The sequence below is a fragment of the Enterococcus sp. AZ126 genome, from assembly GCF_051714545.1.
Classification (GTDB): domain Bacteria; phylum Bacillota; class Bacilli; order Lactobacillales; family Enterococcaceae; genus Enterococcus_L.
On sequence record NZ_JBIOSB010000001.1, the window covers coordinates 3,158,570 to 3,177,367 of the forward strand.

Below are 18,798 nucleotides of genomic sequence, written 5' to 3' on the forward strand. Positions count from 1 at the left end.
GACAGATAGATTAAGCGGTTAATCTAAAAATACTTTTTTAGTTATTGAAAAGGTATTTTTTTATACGATTTAGGTAATGCGCTTAACCTAATAAGGAGGAAGCTTTTATGACAAAAGAAAAAAGACCAATCATCATCGACACAGACCCAGGAATTGACGATGCAGTAGCTTTATCGATCGCTCTTAATCATCCAGAATTAGAGGTTAAGTTATTAACAACTGTTGCAGGAAATGTAAACGCACACAAAACAACAGCGAATACATTGAAATTAGTGTCATTTTTCGGTAAACAAGTCCCTGTCGCTAAAGGCTGCGACAATCCTTTATTGATCCAACTTGAAGATTCAGCAGAGATTCACGGAGAAAGCGGGATGGATGGGTACGATTTTCCAGAAACTACAACCAAAGCACTTACTGTTCATGCTGTTGAAGCGATGAAAGACTGCATTCTTGAAAGTACAGAACCGATCACATTAGTTCCAATAGCAGCATTAACGAATATTGCCTTACTTTTCAGCATGTATCCAGAAACAAAGCGAAACATTAAAGAAATCGTTATGATGGGCGGATCCTTATCAAGAGGAAATACGAATACGAGTGCAGAATTTAACACATATGTGGATCCACATGCCGCGCAAATCGTGTTCCAATCAGGCGTTCCGATTGTCATGGTCGGCTTGGATGTGACAAGTACAGCTGTATTGACTAAAAAAGAAACAGAAAAAATTAAAGAATTTGGTAAAGTCGGGAATATGTTTTACTCATTATTCCAGCATTATCGTGGGGGAAGTTTACAGACTGGCTTAAAAATGCATGATGTATGTGCCATTGCTTATTTAACGGACCCAACTTTATTTACAGTTCAAGAAACATTTGTTGAAATCGCTCTAGAGGGTCCAGCAGCAGGTGCCACAGTTGCTGATTTAAAAATGAAATACCACGACACAACGAATGCAGTTGTTTGTTTAGATATCGATATACCAGCATTTCAAAAATGGGTTGTTTCAAATTTAGAAAAAATAAATTAAAGAAGGAGTTATACTATGATTGAGTCATTATTAGTGTTAATTGTTTTAGCTTTGGTTGCTTATTTGATTATTAAAAATTACCATCCGGCTTTAAGTTTGATCAGTGGTGCGTTGATTTTGTTACTGTTTGCGGTTTTGTTAGGTCATCCTCTATATCCAGCAGGTGAAGGAACTGGTTTAGCATTTTTCGATATCTTTTTGAAATTTAAAGATACGATTATCACCCAAGTTAGTTCAGCTGGGATCGTGATCATGATTTTATTTGGTTACTCTGGGTATATGAATGTAATCGGTGCCAATCAAGTAGCTGTTAATATTCTAGTAAAACCACTGAAAAAAATAAAATCCAAATCCTTGTTTGTACCTTTAGTTTTCTTGGTGGGAAATTTAATGTCTTTGGTAGTCCCCAGTGCGTCTAGTTTAGCGATTATTTTGATGGCGATTTTGTATCCGATGTTGTCTAGTATGGGGATTTCCTCATTGACTGCTGCTGGAGTGATTGCGATGACTGCAACGATCATGCCGACACCACTTGGAGCGGATAATGTGATTGCTGCTGAAACGTTAGGTTATGATCTGTTGACCTATGTTGCTTGGAATGCGAAAATTTCAATTCCAACCTTATTGATCATGGCCGTAGCGCACTACTTCTGGCAAAAGCATTGTGATAAAACAGAAGGTGCTGCAGCTTTTGTCACGATCGAAGAGGATGGGTTGACCAAACAAGAAGAATCAGATACGCCCAAAATTTATGCGTTGTTGCCATTGTTACCATTAATGCTGATTTTAATCGTTGGAATTACTGGAATGTTTGTTAAAGGAATCCAAATGGATATTTTTGTTTTGACGTTTATTTCATTTTTCGTTGCTGTAGCTTTTGAAACGATCAGACATAAATCATACAAAAAAATTCAAGATTCAGCAGCTGAAATGTTCAAAGGCATGGGGCAAGGATTCAGCCAAGTTGTGATGTTAGTGGTTGGTGGTTCATTGTTTACAACGGCTATCCAATCACTAGGGATCATTGATAATATTATGTCATCTGTCGAATCTTCTGCGTCAGCAGGTCTTGTGACAACGCTAATCTTCAGTGGAGCTACAACAGTCTTTGGTATTTTAAGTGGTGGTGGTTTAGCCATGTTTTATGCGGTGATTGAATTGATTCCTGATATTGCAGCAAAAGCTGGTATCGATGGGATTCTAATTGCATTACCTATGCAGATGATCGCAAACTTAGCAAGAACGATTTCACCAGTTGCAGCAGTTGTCATGATCGTAGCATCAACTGTTGATGTGAGCCCAGTTCGGATTTTGAAACGGACGAGTGTGCCAACAATCATAGGGATCATTTGTGTGGTTCTGTTATCTATTCTTCTGTTGCCTTATTAGCATCATATGATCAGCATTTATATAAATTACTTGATAAACGTATTATAGTTGCCATGGCTACTTTGGAAGTCATAAGACAGATGAACTATATTTTAAGACGCATCGCAACAAATCAAAATCATTTGTTTAATGGTTATGCATCAAAATTACTGAATGCTATAATAAGTATTATAAAAGAAAAAAATGGAAAAATATTTATTCAAGTACAAATCACTCCAATCTCAAAATGCAGCATTTTTTTTAAAAGTACGGTTTTGAAAAGATTTCAGAGTATACTGAAATTGAAAGAGAGCATCTGGGTTCTTTCTATAAGTATTTGAAGAAAATATAAGTAAGGAGAGTCCGCGATGAACAAAGTAATAGTATTAGGAAGTATCAATATGGATATGGTCATGGAAACAGACCGATTGCCCAAAATAGGAGAAACCCTTTTGGGAGAGAGCATCGACTATTATGTTGGCGGAAAAGGAGCTAATCAAGCAGTTGCAGCTGCTCGTATAGGGTCTAATGTGTGCTTGGTTGGCAAAATCGGTGAGGATACATTTGGTTCAAAAGTATACAAGCATCTTGAAAAAGAAAAAATTGATGTCAGTGCAGTTACATTTGAAAAAAATATTTTTACAGGTGTTGCCTCTATTTTTAAATTAAAAGAAGATAATGCGATTGTTGTATTGCCAGGAGCAAATATGTTGTTGAATGATATCGACGATGAATTAAACAAAAAAATTCAGGCTGAAGATGTACTATTGACTCAATTAGAGATTCCAATAGAGACCGTAAAAAAAGGTTTAGCACTGGCGAAAGACAAAGGCGCAATAACGATTTTAAATCCAGCTCCATACAATGACAGCGTCATCGATATGCTGCCCTTTGTGGATATCATTACGCCGAATGAGACAGAATTTGAAGGTTTGTTAGGTCATCCAATCACTGATTCGGTACAATTTGAAAAGGAAATGTTGAGCTGGTCAAAAACCAATGATACACAGCTGATTGTAACTCGTGGTGGAGAGGGAATCTCTTATACCAATGAAAATAACGTCATTACGATCCCAGCTGAAAAAGTAACTGTAGTTGATACTACAGGTGCGGGAGACACATTTAATGGGATTCTGGCGGCGTGTTTAGCAAAAGGTATGACTGTTTCAGAGTCAATTAAGATTTCTGGGAAAGGGGCCACACTGTCTGTGACTAAATTAGGGGCGCAGACTGGAATGCCGACGTTAACTGAAATTAATGCATTTTAAGTAATAAAAATAAGAGGTTGGGACAGAAGTGTTTAGCTCCGAGAAATAAGAGGAAACTCACGAAAATTGCTCTTCAAATTTTTGTGAATTTCAACTTATTTCCGAAGGAGTTACTTCTGCTCCCACCGTTTATTCGGATTTATTTGACGTTGCAGATTGATTATCTAAAATTTCCTTTGCCAATCGCTGCGCAGTCGGTGTCACAGCCAAACCACCTTCAGCTGTTTCTTTAAAGATTTGCGGCATTTGACGACCCACTTGATACATCGCAGCTACGACTTCATCCGGTGGAATCACACTGCGGATGCCGGCTAAGGCCATATCAGCTGAAATAAACGCTTGGGAAGAGCCTAAGGCATTACGTTTTACACAAGGAACCTCTACTAGACCTGCTACAGGATCACAAATCAGTCCCATCATGTTTTTTAAGGTGATTGCAATCGCTTGTGCGGCTTGATCAGCTGAACCTCCAGCAGCACACACTAAAGCGGCACTAGCCATCGCACTAGCTGAACCGACTTCTGCCTGACAACCACCTTCAGCACCACTGATGGATGAGTTGTTGGCAATTACTAGTCCAAAAGCACCAGCAGTAAAAAGAAAATTTAATTGCTGTTCATGTGTGAGCTTTAATTTTTCGATCGCTGCCATCAAAACACCTGGTACAACGCCAGCACTTCCGGCAGTCGGAGTGGCGCAGATCAAGCCCATATTTGCATTGACTTCATTGACCGCAACAGCATTTCTAACAGCTGTTAAAATTGTTTCTCCGCTTAAAAAATTCCCGTTTTTGATATATTCCTCGAGCCGAGTGGCATCTCCACCAGTAATACCTGTCACAGAGGTCACACCAGCAACACCTTCTTCGATCGATTGTTTCATAACAGTAAGATTACGTTCCATTGTTTCGATGATCCGTTCGCGGCTGTGACCGTGATTTTCTATCTCAGTTGCGATCATCAACTCAGCAACCGATGGAAAATCTGCGGCTTGTTTCACTAATTCTTCTATAGATAGAAACATAACTCGTTTGCTCCTTTAATTTAGATTAATCAAAATAATTCACACTGTAAATATGAGGGATTTGGACTAATTTCATTGTAATATCGCCAATATCAGCATGGTCGATTTCAATGATCATAATCGCTTTTTCACCTTTTGATTCTCGTGTTACCGTCATTGTTCCAATATTGATATTTGTGTCAGATAATAGATTTGTAACTTTAGCGATCATTCCAGGTACATCTTGATGAACGATAATAAATGTAGGCGTACCCATCGTCAAAGAAATTTTAAACCCATTCAGTTCTGAGATTTGAATGTTGCCACCGCCAATCGATATTCCTGTGACAGAAAGCTTTCGATCTCCTTTAGAGACTAGCAATTTGACTGAATTCGGATGCTCAGCTTTTTCCTTAAGTGGAACAAATAAAACTTCCATGTCCTGTTCGTGCGCGATTTTTAAAGAATCAGCAAGCCGTTCATCATCTGGTTCCATATCCAGTAAACCACCAACTAAGGCAATATCTGTTCCGTGACCGCGATATGTTTTTGCAAAAGATTCATATAAGTATATATCGACAGTATCAGGCTGTTCACCAAAAATACTTCGGACAATTTTACCAATGCGGGCAGCTCCAGCTGTATGGGAACTACTTGGACCGATCATGACGGGACCAATGATGTCAAAAACACTTTTATAACGCAAGTTTTCCATTATTTGTTCACCTATCCTTTCATTTGAATCAGGATTTTTCTAACGAAAGTCTATCATAATTAAAGAGAATAAACTAGAACAGTAATAAAAATGCCAGAAAAATTTATCTTTTTCTCATTTCCAAACGAAACTCCCTAGGGAAAAAGAATAGAAAGGTATTGAAATTTAATCAGAAGCAGAGTATACTATTTAAGTGTGCATTTTTGCATACAGGTTTTCTTTGATTCGTCAAAGAATGACGTGGGAGGAGAAATCTTCATCTCCAATTAACCACATCACGGACTCAAGGAGGTATGTCTCGTGGCAAAAAAAGTAGAAAAATTAGTTAAATTGCAAATTCCTGCAGGTAAAGCAACACCAGCTCCGCCAGTAGGTCCAGCACTAGGTCAAGCGGGTATCAACATTATGGGATTCACAAAAGAATTCAACGCTCGTACAGCTGATCAAGCTGGTTTGATCATTCCAGTAGTAATCTCTGTATATGAAGACCGTTCATTTACATTCATTACGAAAACACCACCAGCTGCAGTATTACTTAAAAAAGCTGCGAAAATCGAAAAAGGTTCTGGTGAGCCAAACAAAAATAAAGTAGCGAATGTCTCTAAAGATCAAGTGAAAGAAATCGCTGAACTTAAAATGGCAGACCTAAACGCAGCAGACGTTGAAGCGGCTATGCGCATGGTTGAAGGAACTGCAAGAAGCATGGGAATCACTGTAGGATAATTTTTTTATTCTAGGTAACCCAAAGAAGTAGCTTCTCAGTTTATTTCATATTCAAAGATATGAATTACGTGGGAGGTTCGACCGTTATAACCACAATCAAGGAGGAAACAAAATGGCTAAAAAAAGCAAAAAAATGCAAGATGCATTAAAAAAAGTTGAAGCAACAAAAGTTTACCCTGTAGCAGAAGCGATCGCTTTGGCTAAAGAGACAAATATTGCAAAATTTGACGCAACTGTTGAAGTTGCTTACCGTTTAAATGTAGATCCTAAAAAAGCAGACCAACAAATCCGTGGTGCAGTAGTGTTACCTAACGGAACTGGTAAAACACAAAGCGTTTTAGTTTTCGCTAAAGGCGAAAAAGCAAAAGAGGCTGAAGCTGCTGGCGCTGACTTTGTAGGCGATGCAGATATGGTTAATAAAATTCAACAAGGCTGGTTTGGTTTTGACGTAGTAGTAGCAACTCCAGACATGATGGCTGAAGTTGGTAAATTAGGTCGTGTTTTAGGTCCAAAAGGCCTAATGCCTAACCCTAAAACTGGTACTGTAACAATGGACGTAACAAAAGCTGTTAACGAAGTAAAAGCAGGTAAAGTAACTTACCGTGTTGATAAAGCTGGGAATATTCATGTACCAATCGGCAAAGTTTCATTCGATAATGAAAAATTACTAGAAAACTTCAATACAATCAACGATGTATTGATGAAAGCTAAACCATCAGCAGCAAAAGGTCAATATATTAAAAATATTTCAGTAACAACTACATTTGGACCTGGAATCCATGTTGATCAAGCTTCTTTTTAATTAGAAAAGTATAATAGATCGTTTAGATCGATAGAAAATCTAAAAAAATTATTGACTCAACTACCTTCCCCATGGTAAGGTAGTTGAGGTTAATAATTAACTGTACCGAAGACAGTAGGTGACGTAAGTCTTAATTTCCTACCGAGGACAATTGTTGATACATACAATTACGTCCCTCTATGTCAACGGTGGCATGGGGTTTATTTTGTTTTAATGACAATCTAAACTTCTCCATCAATAATCAGGAGGTGAAAATAAATGAGTGAAGCAGCAATCGCTAAAAAAGAAACCTTAGTCGAAGAAGCAACAGCTAAATTTCAAGCAGCAGCTTCTGTAGTCATCGTTGACTACCGTGGTTTAACTGTAGAAGAAGTGACTAACTTACGTAAACAATTGCGTGATGCAAATGTTGAAATGAAAGTTATCAAAAACTCTATCCTTTCACGTGCAGCTAAAAAAGCTGGACTAGAAGGTATGGACGAAGTATTTACAGGCCCTACAGCAGTCGCTTTCAGTAACGAGGATGTAGTAGCACCTGCTAAAATCATCGACGAGTTTGCAAGTACTGCCAAAGCATTGGAAATCAAAGGTGGCGTTATTGAAGGTAAAGTATCTTCAGTAGAAGAAATGACATCTTTAGCAAAACTTCCAAGTCGCGATGGACTACTTTCTATGCTATTATCTGTATTACAAGCGCCAGTCAGACAAGTGGCTTACGCTGTCAAAGCAGTGGCAGAAAAAGAAGACGAAGTTGCATAATTGCAGCTTAGTAACAAACTAAACTAAAAAAATAATGAATTATTAAAACGGAGGAAATCATAATGGCATTGAACATTGAAAACATTGTTGCAGAATTAGAAGGCGCAACTATTTTAGAATTAAACGACTTAGTAAAAGCTATTGAAGAAAAATTTGACGTATCTGCAGCAGCTCCTGTAGCAGCAGCAGCAGGACCAGCAGCAGCTGGCGAAGAACAAACTGAATTCACTGTAGAATTAACTGCAGCTGGAGACCAAAAAGTTAAAGTTATCAAAGCAGTTCGTGAAGCAACTGGTCTTGGCTTGAAAGAAGCTAAAGCAGTAGTTGATGGCGCTCCTGCACCAGTTAAAGAAGGCGCTTCTAAAGATGAAGCAGAAGCTTTAAAAGCTGCTTTAGAAGAAGTTGGCGCTTCAGTAACAGTAAAATAATCTTTTTTAAGATTAAATTTCAAGCTAGAATCCATCTGGATTCTAGCTTTTTTTTGATTTAATCAAACAAAAAATCGATAATGTTTTAACTTGTAAAAATGACACTACTTAAAACAACATAACAGTTCTAGACACAGATTAGATGAAATAAAAATGATAATTATATGATATAAAATGCATTTCTTTCGCAAGAAAATGAATAATCTGTTAGCATTATTAAGTAATTATTATTACATTATTCTATTAGCTTGTTAGGTTATTAGCCCAGAAAAATGAATTATAAATGAAGGAAAAACAATCTCACTTATAATGTTTTATTTTTCAATAGGGATTAAATAAGTCTACTATGCTATCAACTTAAGGAGTGGATATTATGCATTGGTTATGGGTTTTAATCGTAGGTGGCGTTATCGGAGCAATTGCCGGAGCGATCACTAGTAAAGGGAAATCAATGGGCTGGATCTTTAATATTATTGCAGGTCTTGTAGGTTCATCGATTGGTCAATCACTTCTAGGAAGTTGGGGACCACAAATCGCTGGTATGGCATTGTTTCCATCAATTATTGGTGCTGTGATTTTAGTTGCAGTTGTATCATTTTTTGTAGGTAAAAATTAAACTGATCTATAGAAAAACCGCTTAGAGATTAAATTCTCTTAGCGGTTTTTTATTGTTTGGATTTGTGTATCTATTTAAATAATTCATCAATAAATTCTTCATATTCATTAACCTTTAAAAGATTATTTAACTTCTCTGGATTTGAAAAGGTATCGATCATAAAATCAAATAATTGCCGAAATTTTTTCATATCATCTTGATTCATAACGATCATAATAATCACTTGAACATAGTGATTTCCCCATTTTACAGGTCGATCATTTAAAATAATAGAGATTCCCGTTTTTTCAGCACTCATTTCAACCGCATGTGGTAAAGCAACAGAGTTATTGAATGAGGTAGCAGACATTTTTTCCCGTTCTTTGATCAAGTCAACAAAATGGGTATCAATATAATTTTTTTCGATCAATTGAGCGCCTAAATGTTCAATGTATAGATTTGGAGTATTTAAATAAATGTTTCGTTCAAATCGCTCTGGTGTTAAGTATGTTTGGACACTTTCTTTTAATGTTTCCAATAATTTATCCTGCTTTACTAGCTGGATGGATTGTTGGATTTTTTTAATATCTTTTTCTGATAAAAAAGGAGAAATTAGAACGACATGTTCCATATCTTTCATTTCTATAGTCGATAAAACCAAATCAGCTTGTTGCATTTCGGTCAGCTTCTTACTGTCTAAGCGATAAAAAGTTTCTATGATATTTAAACTAGATTTGAATGTATCTCCGATTTTATAGATCAATCGTTTGTGCATGTCATAATATTCTGGCGTATAGATCACACAGCTTAATTTATTTTCTGTCTCAAATTTTTCCTCAAAGTATGAGCCGATGTGAAGTGCGATAAAGGTGATTTCATCATCTGAGATTGGTATATTGATCTGTTTTTGAATTTGTTTGGCAATAAAGACAGCTACTTCATAGATAAAAGCATAGGACTGCTTGATTTCTTCAGATAAAGGATTATGAACTTGCTTGCCGCTTTTTGCTCGTGAGATCAAATTAGACACGTGCAACGCTAAATTTAATACTAACTCGTCTGAGATATGAGTAATAAAATACTTTTCAGCGACTGTTTTCATCATAGTTGAAATAAAAGTATAGACAGAAGTGCCCATATAATTTTTTAAAAAAGCATCATTTGAGGGTGAGATTTTAGTCATTAATAAAAGGGTCAAATTGTTGATTTCATAAGGATCCATTTCTATAGTAAAAGCTTGATCGATATCTTTTCCAATCTGCGTGGCAATTTGATATTCAATTTGATCGTTAGTAAATAGTTCAGGAATAAAATCTACTTCAGATCGTTGATGATGTTGAAGCCGATTGATGGCAATCGTTATATGGAGCAACAGACTGTTAATAGCATAGCCATTTATATAGAGATGTTGACTACTCAAACGATCGATCACGATTTTTTGAATCGTTTCAATCGGAATATCCGGGAATACTGTTTGAATGTAATCGATGGATTGAAAATTTTGTAGAGTTTCATCCAATAGCATATCACTAGTGAGCTTTCTAAAGTTTGATTCATCACCTTCCATACTGAGAAAATGCCTATGTTTAACGATTTTTAAATGATAGTTCGTCATTTTTTTACGTAGTCGAATGGTATCTTTTTCGATAGTTGGAATACTGACAAATAACGTTTCTGCAACCTCAAAGTAATCGACATTTTTGTGTTTTATCAATAAATTCATCAAATAATTCATGCGTTCGACAGGCGTGTTCAATTCCGGTTTATTATAAGAAATAAATTCGTCAATCTGAACACTGCTATCGATTTTATATCCTTGTCTGGAAGACTGGATCATTTCAAAATTAGCATTTTGGTTGATTCGAGCTACATAGTTACGTATCGTTCTGGTTGATGTGGATAATGTTTCTCCTAGAAAAGCTGAAGATAACCAATTGTGATGCTGAATCAACAACTTTACGAGTGCCGCTTCTTTCTTATTTAAGGACACAATATCCGCTCCTTTCCACTTTTATATAACTCTGATTATTCTTTCTTTTAAATAGCAAATCAAGTACAGTTGTTTCCGCTAAAGCAGTAATAGGAGGAAAAAATCATATTTGAAAGCGGTATCTAAAACATAGATGATAGGGATGTAATAACTGAACGAGTTCTTCGGAAAAAAGATAAAAATAGAATGTGACAAAAAGCGTCACAGTCAATTTTTCCTATTTTTCAGTCAGAACAAAATGAGCTTGTTCAGCTTTTATTGTTGTCTAGCTTCACAAGCTAGTTCTTCGGAAAAAAGATAAAAATAGAATGTGACAAAGAGCGTCACAGTCAATTTTTCCTATTTTTCAGTCAGAACAAAACGAGCTTGTTCAGCTTTTAAAGTAGAAAGGAGAAAGAATATGAGTGAATTAAATGTATTATTAGTCTGTGGATCAGGTGCTAGCAGTGGGTTTATGGCTGCTAATATGCGTAAGGCAGCCAAAGCAAAAAAATTAGACATGAGTATTGTAGCAAGAAGTGAATCAGAAATTGAAAACTATATTGAGGAAATCGATGCGTTGATGGTGGGGCCACATCTAGAATATATCCTTGATGAAATCGATGAGATTATTCACGGATTTCCAGTAAAAGTTATTCTGATGAAAAAAGAGTATTATGCGACGCTAGATGGAGATGCGGCTATTGAACATTTGTTAAGTTCGTTAAAAGAAGACGAATAATGTAAAAAAGGAGACGTAAATATGAATAAGTTGATCTTTTGGTTGGAAAATAGTTTCTCACCTAAAATGAATAAAGTGAATAATAATCCTTGGATCGTCAGTATCAAAGATTCAATCATGCAGACGTTGCCGTTCATTTTCTTAGGTTCGATTTTTTCGATGTTGGCCATTTTAAATGAGTATTTTCCTGCTTTACCAAGTTTTTGGGTACCATTCGGCTGGACGATGGGGAAAATTTCACTGTTTGTTGCTTTTTTGATCCCATTTAACTTAATGGAGAAAAAAAGATTACGAAAGCAAAGAATCGTCGCTGGGATGAGCGGGTTAGTTTTGTTCTTAATGATTATTTCGCCTCAAATCGAGAAAGACGGTGTGGTTGGTTTTGGTCATGATGCATTAGGAGCTGGCGGGATGTTTGTTGCGATCGTTGCTGGATTGATCGCTGGATTTGTCTTGGTCACTTTAGGTAAATTTACATTCTTTAAAGAAGAATCTGTGATTCCAGATTTTGTCAGAGCTTGGTTTGATTCGATGTTGCCGATTGGGCTTATTATCATTTTCGGTTGGGTCGTTGTTTTGATTATGAAAGTAGATTTATATAACATTGTTTTAAGTATTTTTATGCCATTATCAAGTTTTATGGAATCTCCTGGAGGCTTTGTAGGGATGATGTTTTTAATTTGTTTCCTTTATTCGATGGGAATTTCTACTTGGGTTTTGACACCTGTGGTTCAGCCAGTTTTGCTGAAAGCAATTGCTGAAAATATCGCACTCGTTCAAAATGGCACAGCATCGGTTGAAACGTTAAATTTAGTAACTAGCAGTACTTTATATTCAGCATATCTATGGATCGGTGGAATTGGTTGTACGATGCCGCTTGTTCTCATGATGATGCGGGCTAGATCTAAAAAAATCAGTGCATTAGGCAAAGCGTGTATCGTGCCATCGATTTTTAATATCAATGAACCAGTGATTTTTGGTGCTGTTGCGTGGAATCCGTTGTTGATGATTCCAATGTGGCTTCAAGGGATTATTTTGCCGATCGTAATTTATATTTTTACAAAGATGATTCCATTTGCACCGATTCCTAAAGTTCAATTTGAATTGTGGTATTGTCCGTTTCCATTTGCTACTTGGTTTACGACAGGGACGATCACAGGAATTATCTTGATGCTAGTCATTTTTGCGATATCGACCGCTATTTGGTATCCCTTTTTTAAAGCATATGATGATCAAGAATCAAAAGCTGAAAATCAAGTGTTGAAGGAGGTTTAATTAGATGGATGATGTATTGTCACAACAAGCGATGAAAATTATTTTATTCGCTGGGGATGCTAGAGTCAATTGTAAAAATGCCCTTATTGCAACTGAAAAGAACGATTTTGAAACAGCAACAGAAGAAATGAAAGTTGCCAAAACAAATATCACTGAAGCACATAAAACTCAAACGCAAGTCATTCAAAGCGAGATGGGAGAAGAGGCAACACAACATGAGCATTCGTTGCTATTCACACATGCGCAAGATACGTTGATGACGATCTACAGTGAAATCAATATGGCGAATCACTTAATCAAAATAGCCAAGCAACTTAATGATCGTTTAGCATTACTTGAAAAAAATTAAAGAAAAGGGGTCAAAAATATGTATCAAGTACCAACTGGGTTTCCAAAAGGCTTTTTATGGGGCGGAGCTGTTGCTGCTAATCAATGTGAAGGAGCGTATCAGTACGAAGGCAAAGGCACAAGTGTTGCTGATATCAATGAGTTTAGAGCAGATCTTCCATTAGAAAAAAGATCGAACGCAGAAATTTCCACTGACTACATTGAAGAAGCCTTGAATAGTAAAATAGGTATTTTTCCAAAAAGGTGGGGAATTAATTTCAAAGAAACTTATCCACAAGATTTAAAATTATTAGGAGATATGGGTTTAAAATTATTTAGAACCTCAATCGATTGGTCTCGAATTTTCCCAAATGGTGATGAACTTGAACCGAACGAAGCAGGATTGCATTTTTATGATAAACTGATCGATGAAATTATCGCAAATGGCATGGAACCCATGATCACACTTTCCCACTATGAAATACCCCTTAATCTTACGTTGAATTATAAGGGCTGGTATTCAAGAGAAGTCGTTGATTTCTTTGTTCGCTACTGTAAAGTTCTTTTTGACCGTTACCAAGGCAAAGTAAAATATTGGATTGTGATCAATCAGATCAATTTGATCGGTCATGAATCTTTTAATCATTTAGGTATTGCTGAGGATAAGGTAGCTAATCTCGCGGAAGCTAAATATCAAGGTGTACATCATATGATGGTAGCATCGGCTTTAGCGACTGAATATGCACATCAAGTTGACGAAAATTATGAAGTAGGAATGATGCTTTGTGGCGGTCCAGAATATGCGGCAACCTGTGATCCAGAAGACGTTTTGGCCACGCTGAAAATCAATCAAATGCAGTATTTTTTCGCTGATGTGTTATTAAGAGGCTATTATCCAGGTTATGCATTTCGCTATTTTGAAGAACATGATATTCAGTTGGAATTTGCTGAAGGAGATGAAGCTGCTCTGAAAAATACGGCAGATTACTTATCATTTTCCTATTACTATACACAAATTTGTGATGCAAAACAGGATGAACCTTATCGAAATAAAGCTCTGCCGGCAAATCCTTGGGGCTGGACGATTGATCCACTTGGGCTAAGAACATTACTGAATTCTTTTTATGACCGCTATCAATGTCCGATCTATATCACCGAAAACGGTATCGGCTGTTATGATAAGTTAGAAGAAGATGGAAGTGTTTACGATGATTACCGAATCGATTATTATAAAGCACATATCGAACAAATGAAAGAAGCAATCAAAGATGGTGTTGATCTAAGAGGGTATTGTGCTTGGGGACCAATCGATATTATCAGCTGTTCCTCTTCTGAAATGAGTAAAAGATATGGATTTATTTATGTAGATCAAGATGATTATGGAAAAGGGAGTCAAAAACGGTATTTGAAAGATAGTTATGATTGGATGAAAAAAGTTATTGCTAGTAATGGAGCAGTACTTTAGTAGTACACTAAAAAAGAGCCGACAACCAGATTTTATTCTAGTTGTCGGCTCTTTTTATTATCAAATCATCTCTTAGTCAATTTCACGACAACTTCACATCGCGCAGTCTGTGGAAACATATCGACAGACTGCATATATTTCACATCAAAGACTTTAGCTAAATCAACTAAATCTTTTGCAAGCGTCGACACATTACAAGAAATATAAACCATCTTTTTAGGAGGCTGCTTTAAGATCGCTCTCAGCAGCTTTTGATCCAATCCGGTTCTAGGAGGGTCAACGATGATTGCATCGGGCTTAAAACCGCTCTGAAGCCATTTAGGCAGCAATTCTTCTGCTGTGCCCACTTCATAATGGGTATTCGTCACACCTAAGCGCTCAGCGTTCATCTTAGCATCTTCGATGGCGGCTGGAATAATATCCATTCCCCGAACTTCTTTGGCCTGTTTAGCGATACTCAAACCAATTGTTCCAACACCACAATAGGCATCAACGACTGTTTCATTTGGCTGTAAGTCTAAAGCTTTCAATGCTTCGTTATATAAAACTTCTGTTTGTTCTGGGTTTAGTTGGAAAAAGGCTCTGGGAGATAAATCAAAAGTTACTTCGTTGATTTGCTCTTCAATACTTTCTTTCCCCCAAACATGAATCGTTTCATCACCCATAACAATCGAAGTTCTTTTGTTTTGAACGTTTTGCATGATCGAAACAACCTCTGGAAGCTGTTGGGTGATTTCTTCGATCAGAGCTTTTTTCTGTGGAAATTTTACAGATTGCGTAATAAAAACAACTTGGACTTCATTGGTTTTGATACCTACACGAACCATTAACGTTCGGAAGATACCGCTGTTTTTTCGTTCATTATAAATCGGTAATTGGTATTTGTTCAATAACTCCACCAAAGCGTTCATTACTTTAGTTGTAGCAGGTTGTTGAACGAGGCAATCAGCAATAGGAACTAGACGATGAGAATCCGCTTGATAAAGTCCAGCTTCAACTTCCCCCTCGATTTTCCGTAATTGAAATTGGGCTTTATTGCGATAATTCCAAGGATTTTTCATTCCGATTGTTTTTGGTAGTTGGTAATTTTCATAGTTTCTTGGTCTGAACTTATTTAGCGACTGCTTTAATAGATCTTTTTTAAAGAGTAGCTGTGCCGGATAAGCCAAATGTTGCAGCTGACAGCCACCGCAGGCTTCGTAAACGGGACAAGGCGGTACAACACGCTCAGGTGCTGCTTTTACGATTTTTTTCAGTTGTCCTTCAACAAAACGAGGGGCTATTTTTGTGATTTCTACAGAAATATCTTCTTTTGGTAAAGCACCAGGAACAAATACGATCGTCTTTTTATAATAGCCGATACCTTCACCGTTGATACCTATACGTTTTATTTTTAAAGGAATCGTTTGTCCTTCTTTTAATAATTGTGTGGTCATAATTCCATCCTTTTGATCCGTAGATCGATTAATCAAATATATCGATAGTTCTTATTTTAGCACAATTTAGCTAGTTTAGCTTCTGTCAAATATATGTTATAGTAGAATATATGTTCTCACTAGAAAGGCGGAGAAAGATGGAAACAATCACGAAAATTACAAAAGACAAAGGTCAGTTTTATCTTATCTGGCTATCTTCAGGAGAAAAATTGCGTGTATCTGAGGATACTTTAGTCCGACAACGTTTGTTAAAAGGACAAGAATTATCAGACGAAATGGTCGAAAAAATAAAAAAAGCTGGTTCTTATGATGTAGGCTTGCAAATGTCTTTAAATTATTTAAGTTATCAATTACGTTCAAAAAAAGAAATTTTAGATTATTTGAAAGAAAAGGAAATTTTACCGGAAGATCGCAAAAGCATTGTGGTCCGCTTAGAAGAAATGAACCTTTTAGATGATAAAATATTTAGTGAAAGCTATGTCCGTACGTTAATGCGAACAAGTGATAAAGGACCCAAAATGATTGAACAACAACTAAAAAGAAAAGGCTTGAATGACGAAGACATTCAACATGGGTTAGCGTTTTATACTATGGATGAACAAGTAGAAGTAGCAAAAGAGACCGCTGAAAAAGCAATGAGACGTTACCGGACAAAAAGTTTTAAAGATGCTTTGCAAAAAGTTCAAATGCACTTGATGCAAAAAGGCTTTAATCGTGAAGTGATCGATTTGGCTTTAGAAGAGCTATCGTTTGAAAAAGATGAAGAGCAAGAATTAGATGTGATCCGAAAAGAAGGCGATAAATTATGGGAAAAGCACCGTAAATTAGATTCCTATAAACGCCTAATGAAAGTCAAACAAGGGCTTTTCCAGAAACGTTTTGACTCAGATTTAATTCAGCAATATTTTGATGAAAAGGAATTAGAGAATGAAGAATGAAAAAAATTGGGAAAATTGGAGTGACGAAAAACTTGACTCATTTCAAGAAGAATTTGTTGCTTGGTATGAAAAAGAAAAACGAAATTTACCTTGGCGAGTCAATCTAGATCCATACCGTATTTGGATCTCAGAAATCATGCTACAGCAAACTCGTGTTGATACGGTGATTGATTATTATTATCGTTTTATGGAATGGTTTCCGACGATTCAGGATCTCGCTGAAGCACCAGATGATCGATTGTTGAAAGCTTGGGAAGGGTTAGGCTACTATTCCAGAGCAAGAAATTTAAAAGTTGCAGCGCAACAGATCATGACAGAATTTAATGGTCAGATGCCTGAAACAATCGATGAAATCCGTCAATTAAAAGGAATTGGGCCATATACAGCGGGCGCAATCGGCAGTATTGCTTTTCAAATTCCAGAACCTGCGATTGATGGAAATGTCATGCGTGTGGTCAGTCGTTTATTTGAAATTGGTGATGACATTGCAAAACCTAGCAGCCGTAAGATTTTTGAAGAGGCGATGTATAAAATCATCGATAAAGAACGTCCTGGTGACTTTAATCAGGCGATGATGGATCTAGGATCTGCGATCTGTACACCAACGTCACCAAAGTGTGAAGAATGCCCGATCCAGTCTTATTGTTTGAGTTTCAAAAATAATACAATGACCAATTTTCCAGTCAAATCAAAAAAGTTGAAACCAAAAGATGTCTATTATATTGGGGGAATTATCGAAAATAAAAATCAGGAATTTTTATTATGTCAACGCAATACAACGGGACTATTAGCAAATATGTGGCTGTTTCCAATTACTGAGATAACAAAAGAACGATTTGATTTTTTACAAAAAAATTGGACTATAGAAGAACAACAGATGTCTTTAGAACTTGACGAGCAAAGCATGATCGCTGAAGAAAATACAGAAATTTTTGAAGAATATCCTCAAGTCGTTTGGCAAAAACGGACTTTAGGTGAAGTGACGCACATTTTTAGCCATTTAAAATGGCATATCCTTGTGTTTTACGGGCGTCAGACAGGTTTATCAGAATTGGCTGACAATCAGCGCTGGGTAAAGGAAGTCGATTACCCAAATTTAGTTTTTCCAAAACCGCAACAAAAAATGGTAGAGCTTCTTGAGAAAGATCGAAAAAAATAATAAAATGACATTTGTTATTTAACCTATAGGTAGCAACGTTTCGTGGTATTTTTTAATTTTGGTTCATTTTATTCACGGCATTTCAAAACAAAACCAAACTCCTTAGTATGCAAAGTTGAAAATTATGATATAATTACATTGATATCGGTGTAATGAACACCCAAACGAAGAGCAATCAGCTTTTAGAAGCGATTTTTCGTACTAGGGAAAGTTGGGGGACTATGGCAATTCCAAAAGAAGGTGAATTTGTAACGATCCAAAGTTACAAACACGATGGGCATTTGCATCGAACATGGCGAGATACTATGGTATTAAAAACAAGTGAGTATTCTTTGATCGGTGTCAACGATCATACTTTGGTGACCGAATCTGACGGACGCCGTTGGGTTACTCGGGAACCAGCTATAGTTTATTTCCATAAGAAATACTGGTTCAACATAATAGCGATGATTAGAGAAAAGGGGGTTTCTTATTACTGCAATCTTGCGTCACCTTATCTTTTAGATGATGAAGCATTGAAATATATCGATTATGATTTGGATATCAAAGTTTTTCCAGATGGGGAAAAGCGTTTGTTAGATGTCGATGAATATGAATTTCATAGTAAAATCATGGATTATCCAGAAGCGATTGATTTTATTTTAAAAGAAAATGTTAAGACGTTAGTGGATTGGATTAATAATGAAAAAGGCCCTTTCTCTGAAGCTTATGTAGATATCTGGTATCAACGTTACCAAGAGCTATCAAAAAAGTAGCCAATGTGAGATGTTAAATGAAAAAAGGAACTGAAGCTATGTTG

At 36.5% G+C, this 18,798-nt stretch carries 19 protein-coding genes and 1 other annotated feature; of the genes, 15 read left to right on the forward strand and 4 right to left on the reverse strand.

All coding sequences use genetic code 11. The annotated features are described in order from the left end of the window. Positions 1–107 precede the first annotated feature (107 nt). The 3 genes from rihC to rbsK all read left to right on the forward strand — a co-directional run bounded on the left by rihC (position 108) and on the right by rbsK (position 3,664). Entirely contained in the window at positions 108–1,028 is a 921-nt protein-coding gene (rihC, locus tag IGI43_RS14855; protein ID WP_438758556.1) for a ribonucleoside hydrolase RihC, read from the forward strand. Between the two features lie 15 nt (positions 1,029–1,043). Further along, positions 1,044–2,417 (forward strand): C4-dicarboxylate transporter DcuC, encoded by a 1,374-nt coding sequence (gene dcuC / locus IGI43_RS14860; protein WP_438758557.1) that lies wholly within the window; start codon positions 1,044–1,046, stop codon positions 2,415–2,417. 347 nt (positions 2,418–2,764) lie between these two features. After that, entirely contained in the window at positions 2,765–3,664 is a 900-nt protein-coding gene (rbsK, locus tag IGI43_RS14865) for a ribokinase (RefSeq protein WP_438758558.1), read from the forward strand. A 129-nt stretch (positions 3,665–3,793) separates the two neighbouring features. Here rbsK and sdaAA read toward each other — a convergent pair whose 3' ends face one another. After that, positions 3,794–4,687 carry an L-serine ammonia-lyase, iron-sulfur-dependent, subunit alpha gene (gene sdaAA / locus IGI43_RS14870; protein WP_438758559.1) on the reverse strand — a complete coding sequence of 298 codons (894 nt, stop codon included), beginning with the start codon at positions 4,685–4,687 and terminating at the stop codon, positions 3,794–3,796. 25 nt (positions 4,688–4,712) lie between these two features. Further along, positions 4,713–5,381 carry an L-serine ammonia-lyase, iron-sulfur-dependent subunit beta gene (gene sdaAB, locus IGI43_RS14875; RefSeq protein WP_438758560.1) on the reverse strand — a complete coding sequence of 223 codons (669 nt, stop codon included), beginning with the start codon at positions 5,379–5,381 and terminating at the stop codon, positions 4,713–4,715. A 300-nt stretch (positions 5,382–5,681) separates the two neighbouring features. On the opposite strand from sdaAB, the gene rplK reads away from it, so the two are divergent. From rplK to IGI43_RS14900, 5 genes are all read left to right on the forward strand, one after another. Continuing rightward, positions 5,682–6,104: a 50S ribosomal protein L11 gene (gene rplK / locus IGI43_RS14880; RefSeq protein WP_069645399.1), complete on the forward strand. Its 423-nt coding sequence runs from the start codon at positions 5,682–5,684 to the stop codon at positions 6,102–6,104. Between the two features lie 112 nt (positions 6,105–6,216). Further along, entirely contained in the window at positions 6,217–6,906 is a 690-nt protein-coding gene (rplA, locus tag IGI43_RS14885; RefSeq protein ID WP_438758561.1) for a 50S ribosomal protein L1, read from the forward strand. A gap of 87 nt (positions 6,907–6,993) precedes the next feature. Beyond that, positions 6,994–7,121, forward strand: a sequence feature (ribosomal protein L10 leader region). A 43-nt stretch (positions 7,122–7,164) separates the two neighbouring features. Continuing rightward, the gene (gene rplJ / locus IGI43_RS14890; protein WP_438758562.1) at positions 7,165–7,665 is read left to right on the forward strand and encodes a 50S ribosomal protein L10; all 501 of its coding nucleotides are present in this window, start codon (positions 7,165–7,167) and stop codon (positions 7,663–7,665) included. 62 nt (positions 7,666–7,727) lie between these two features. Next, a complete protein-coding gene (gene rplL, locus IGI43_RS14895; protein WP_438758563.1) occupies positions 7,728–8,093 on the forward strand; it encodes a 50S ribosomal protein L7/L12 in 366 nt (121 codons plus the stop codon). A gap of 373 nt (positions 8,094–8,466) precedes the next feature. Continuing rightward, entirely contained in the window at positions 8,467–8,709 is a 243-nt protein-coding gene (locus IGI43_RS14900; RefSeq protein WP_438758564.1) for a GlsB/YeaQ/YmgE family stress response membrane protein, read from the forward strand. A 70-nt stretch (positions 8,710–8,779) separates the two neighbouring features. On the opposite strand, the gene IGI43_RS14905 is transcribed toward IGI43_RS14900, so the two are convergent. Further along, positions 8,780–10,678, reverse strand: a complete 1,899-nt coding sequence (locus tag IGI43_RS14905) for a BglG family transcription antiterminator (protein WP_438758565.1) — start codon at positions 10,676–10,678, stop codon at positions 8,780–8,782. A 400-nt stretch (positions 10,679–11,078) separates the two neighbouring features. Between IGI43_RS14905 and IGI43_RS14910 the strand changes: the two genes are divergently transcribed. Genes IGI43_RS14910 through IGI43_RS14925 form a run of 4 tightly spaced genes read left to right on the forward strand, consistent with a single transcriptional unit; the run spans position 11,079 to position 14,466 of the window. After that, positions 11,079–11,399: a PTS sugar transporter subunit IIB gene (locus IGI43_RS14910; RefSeq protein WP_438758566.1), complete on the forward strand. Its 321-nt coding sequence runs from the start codon at positions 11,079–11,081 to the stop codon at positions 11,397–11,399. A 21-nt stretch (positions 11,400–11,420) separates the two neighbouring features. Further along, on the forward strand, positions 11,421–12,674 hold the full coding sequence (locus tag IGI43_RS14915; RefSeq protein ID WP_438758567.1) for a PTS sugar transporter subunit IIC: 1,254 nt from the start codon (positions 11,421–11,423) through the stop codon (positions 12,672–12,674). Positions 12,675–12,678: 4 nt separating this feature from the next. Then, positions 12,679–13,023, forward strand: coding sequence for a PTS lactose/cellobiose transporter subunit IIA (locus tag IGI43_RS14920; protein WP_438758568.1), 345 nt, complete (start codon positions 12,679–12,681; stop codon positions 13,021–13,023). An 18-nt stretch (positions 13,024–13,041) separates the two neighbouring features. Continuing rightward, a complete protein-coding gene (locus IGI43_RS14925) occupies positions 13,042–14,466 on the forward strand; it encodes a glycoside hydrolase family 1 protein (protein ID WP_438758569.1) in 1,425 nt (474 codons plus the stop codon). Positions 14,467–14,531: 65 nt separating this feature from the next. Here IGI43_RS14925 and rlmD read toward each other — a convergent pair whose 3' ends face one another. After that, positions 14,532–15,902 carry a 23S rRNA (uracil(1939)-C(5))-methyltransferase RlmD gene (gene rlmD, locus IGI43_RS14930; protein WP_438758570.1) on the reverse strand — a complete coding sequence of 457 codons (1,371 nt, stop codon included), beginning with the start codon at positions 15,900–15,902 and terminating at the stop codon, positions 14,532–14,534. A gap of 137 nt (positions 15,903–16,039) precedes the next feature. Between rlmD and recX the strand changes: the two genes are divergently transcribed. The 3 genes from recX to bph all read left to right on the forward strand — a co-directional run bounded on the left by recX (position 16,040) and on the right by bph (position 18,754). Next, the gene (recX, locus tag IGI43_RS14935; protein ID WP_438758571.1) at positions 16,040–16,840 is read left to right on the forward strand and encodes a recombination regulator RecX; all 801 of its coding nucleotides are present in this window, start codon (positions 16,040–16,042) and stop codon (positions 16,838–16,840) included. Next, positions 16,830–17,999, forward strand: coding sequence for an A/G-specific adenine glycosylase (gene mutY / locus IGI43_RS14940; protein ID WP_438758572.1), 1,170 nt, complete (start codon positions 16,830–16,832; stop codon positions 17,997–17,999). Before recX ends, mutY begins: the two co-directional genes overlap by 11 nt. 221 nt (positions 18,000–18,220) lie before the next feature. After that, positions 18,221–18,754, forward strand: coding sequence for a biofilm phosphatase Bph (bph, locus tag IGI43_RS14945; protein ID WP_438758573.1), 534 nt, complete (start codon positions 18,221–18,223; stop codon positions 18,752–18,754). Positions 18,755–18,798: the final 44 nt, after the last annotated feature.

What these genes read in the sequence shown, in the direction of transcription:
- rihC (WP_438758556.1), top strand. Translation starts at nt 108, where the DNA reads ATGACAAAAGAAAAAAGACCAATCATCATCGACACAGACCCAGGAATT.
- dcuC (WP_438758557.1), top strand. Translation starts at nt 1,044, where the DNA reads ATGATTGAGTCATTATTAGTGTTAATTGTTTTAGCTTTGGTTGCTTAT.
- rbsK (WP_438758558.1), top strand. Translation starts at nt 2,765, where the DNA reads ATGAACAAAGTAATAGTATTAGGAAGTATCAATATGGATATGGTCATG.
- sdaAA (WP_438758559.1), bottom strand. Translation starts at nt 4,687, where the DNA reads ATGTTTCTATCTATAGAAGAATTAGTGAAACAAGCCGCAGATTTTCCA.
- sdaAB (WP_438758560.1), bottom strand. Translation starts at nt 5,381, where the DNA reads ATGGAAAACTTGCGTTATAAAAGTGTTTTTGACATCATTGGTCCCGTC.
- rplA (WP_438758561.1), top strand. Translation starts at nt 6,217, where the DNA reads ATGGCTAAAAAAAGCAAAAAAATGCAAGATGCATTAAAAAAAGTTGAA.
- rplJ (WP_438758562.1), top strand. Translation starts at nt 7,165, where the DNA reads ATGAGTGAAGCAGCAATCGCTAAAAAAGAAACCTTAGTCGAAGAAGCA.
- rplL (WP_438758563.1), top strand. Translation starts at nt 7,728, where the DNA reads ATGGCATTGAACATTGAAAACATTGTTGCAGAATTAGAAGGCGCAACT.
- IGI43_RS14900 (WP_438758564.1), top strand. Translation starts at nt 8,467, where the DNA reads ATGCATTGGTTATGGGTTTTAATCGTAGGTGGCGTTATCGGAGCAATT.
- IGI43_RS14910 (WP_438758566.1), top strand. Translation starts at nt 11,079, where the DNA reads ATGAGTGAATTAAATGTATTATTAGTCTGTGGATCAGGTGCTAGCAGT.
- IGI43_RS14915 (WP_438758567.1), top strand. Translation starts at nt 11,421, where the DNA reads ATGAATAAGTTGATCTTTTGGTTGGAAAATAGTTTCTCACCTAAAATG.
- IGI43_RS14920 (WP_438758568.1), top strand. Translation starts at nt 12,679, where the DNA reads ATGGATGATGTATTGTCACAACAAGCGATGAAAATTATTTTATTCGCT.
- IGI43_RS14925 (WP_438758569.1), top strand. Translation starts at nt 13,042, where the DNA reads ATGTATCAAGTACCAACTGGGTTTCCAAAAGGCTTTTTATGGGGCGGA.
- rlmD (WP_438758570.1), bottom strand. Translation starts at nt 15,902, where the DNA reads ATGACCACACAATTATTAAAAGAAGGACAAACGATTCCTTTAAAAATA.
- recX (WP_438758571.1), top strand. Translation starts at nt 16,040, where the DNA reads ATGGAAACAATCACGAAAATTACAAAAGACAAAGGTCAGTTTTATCTT.
- mutY (WP_438758572.1), top strand. Translation starts at nt 16,830, where the DNA reads ATGAAGAATGAAAAAAATTGGGAAAATTGGAGTGACGAAAAACTTGAC.
- bph (WP_438758573.1), top strand. Translation starts at nt 18,221, where the DNA reads ATGGCAATTCCAAAAGAAGGTGAATTTGTAACGATCCAAAGTTACAAA.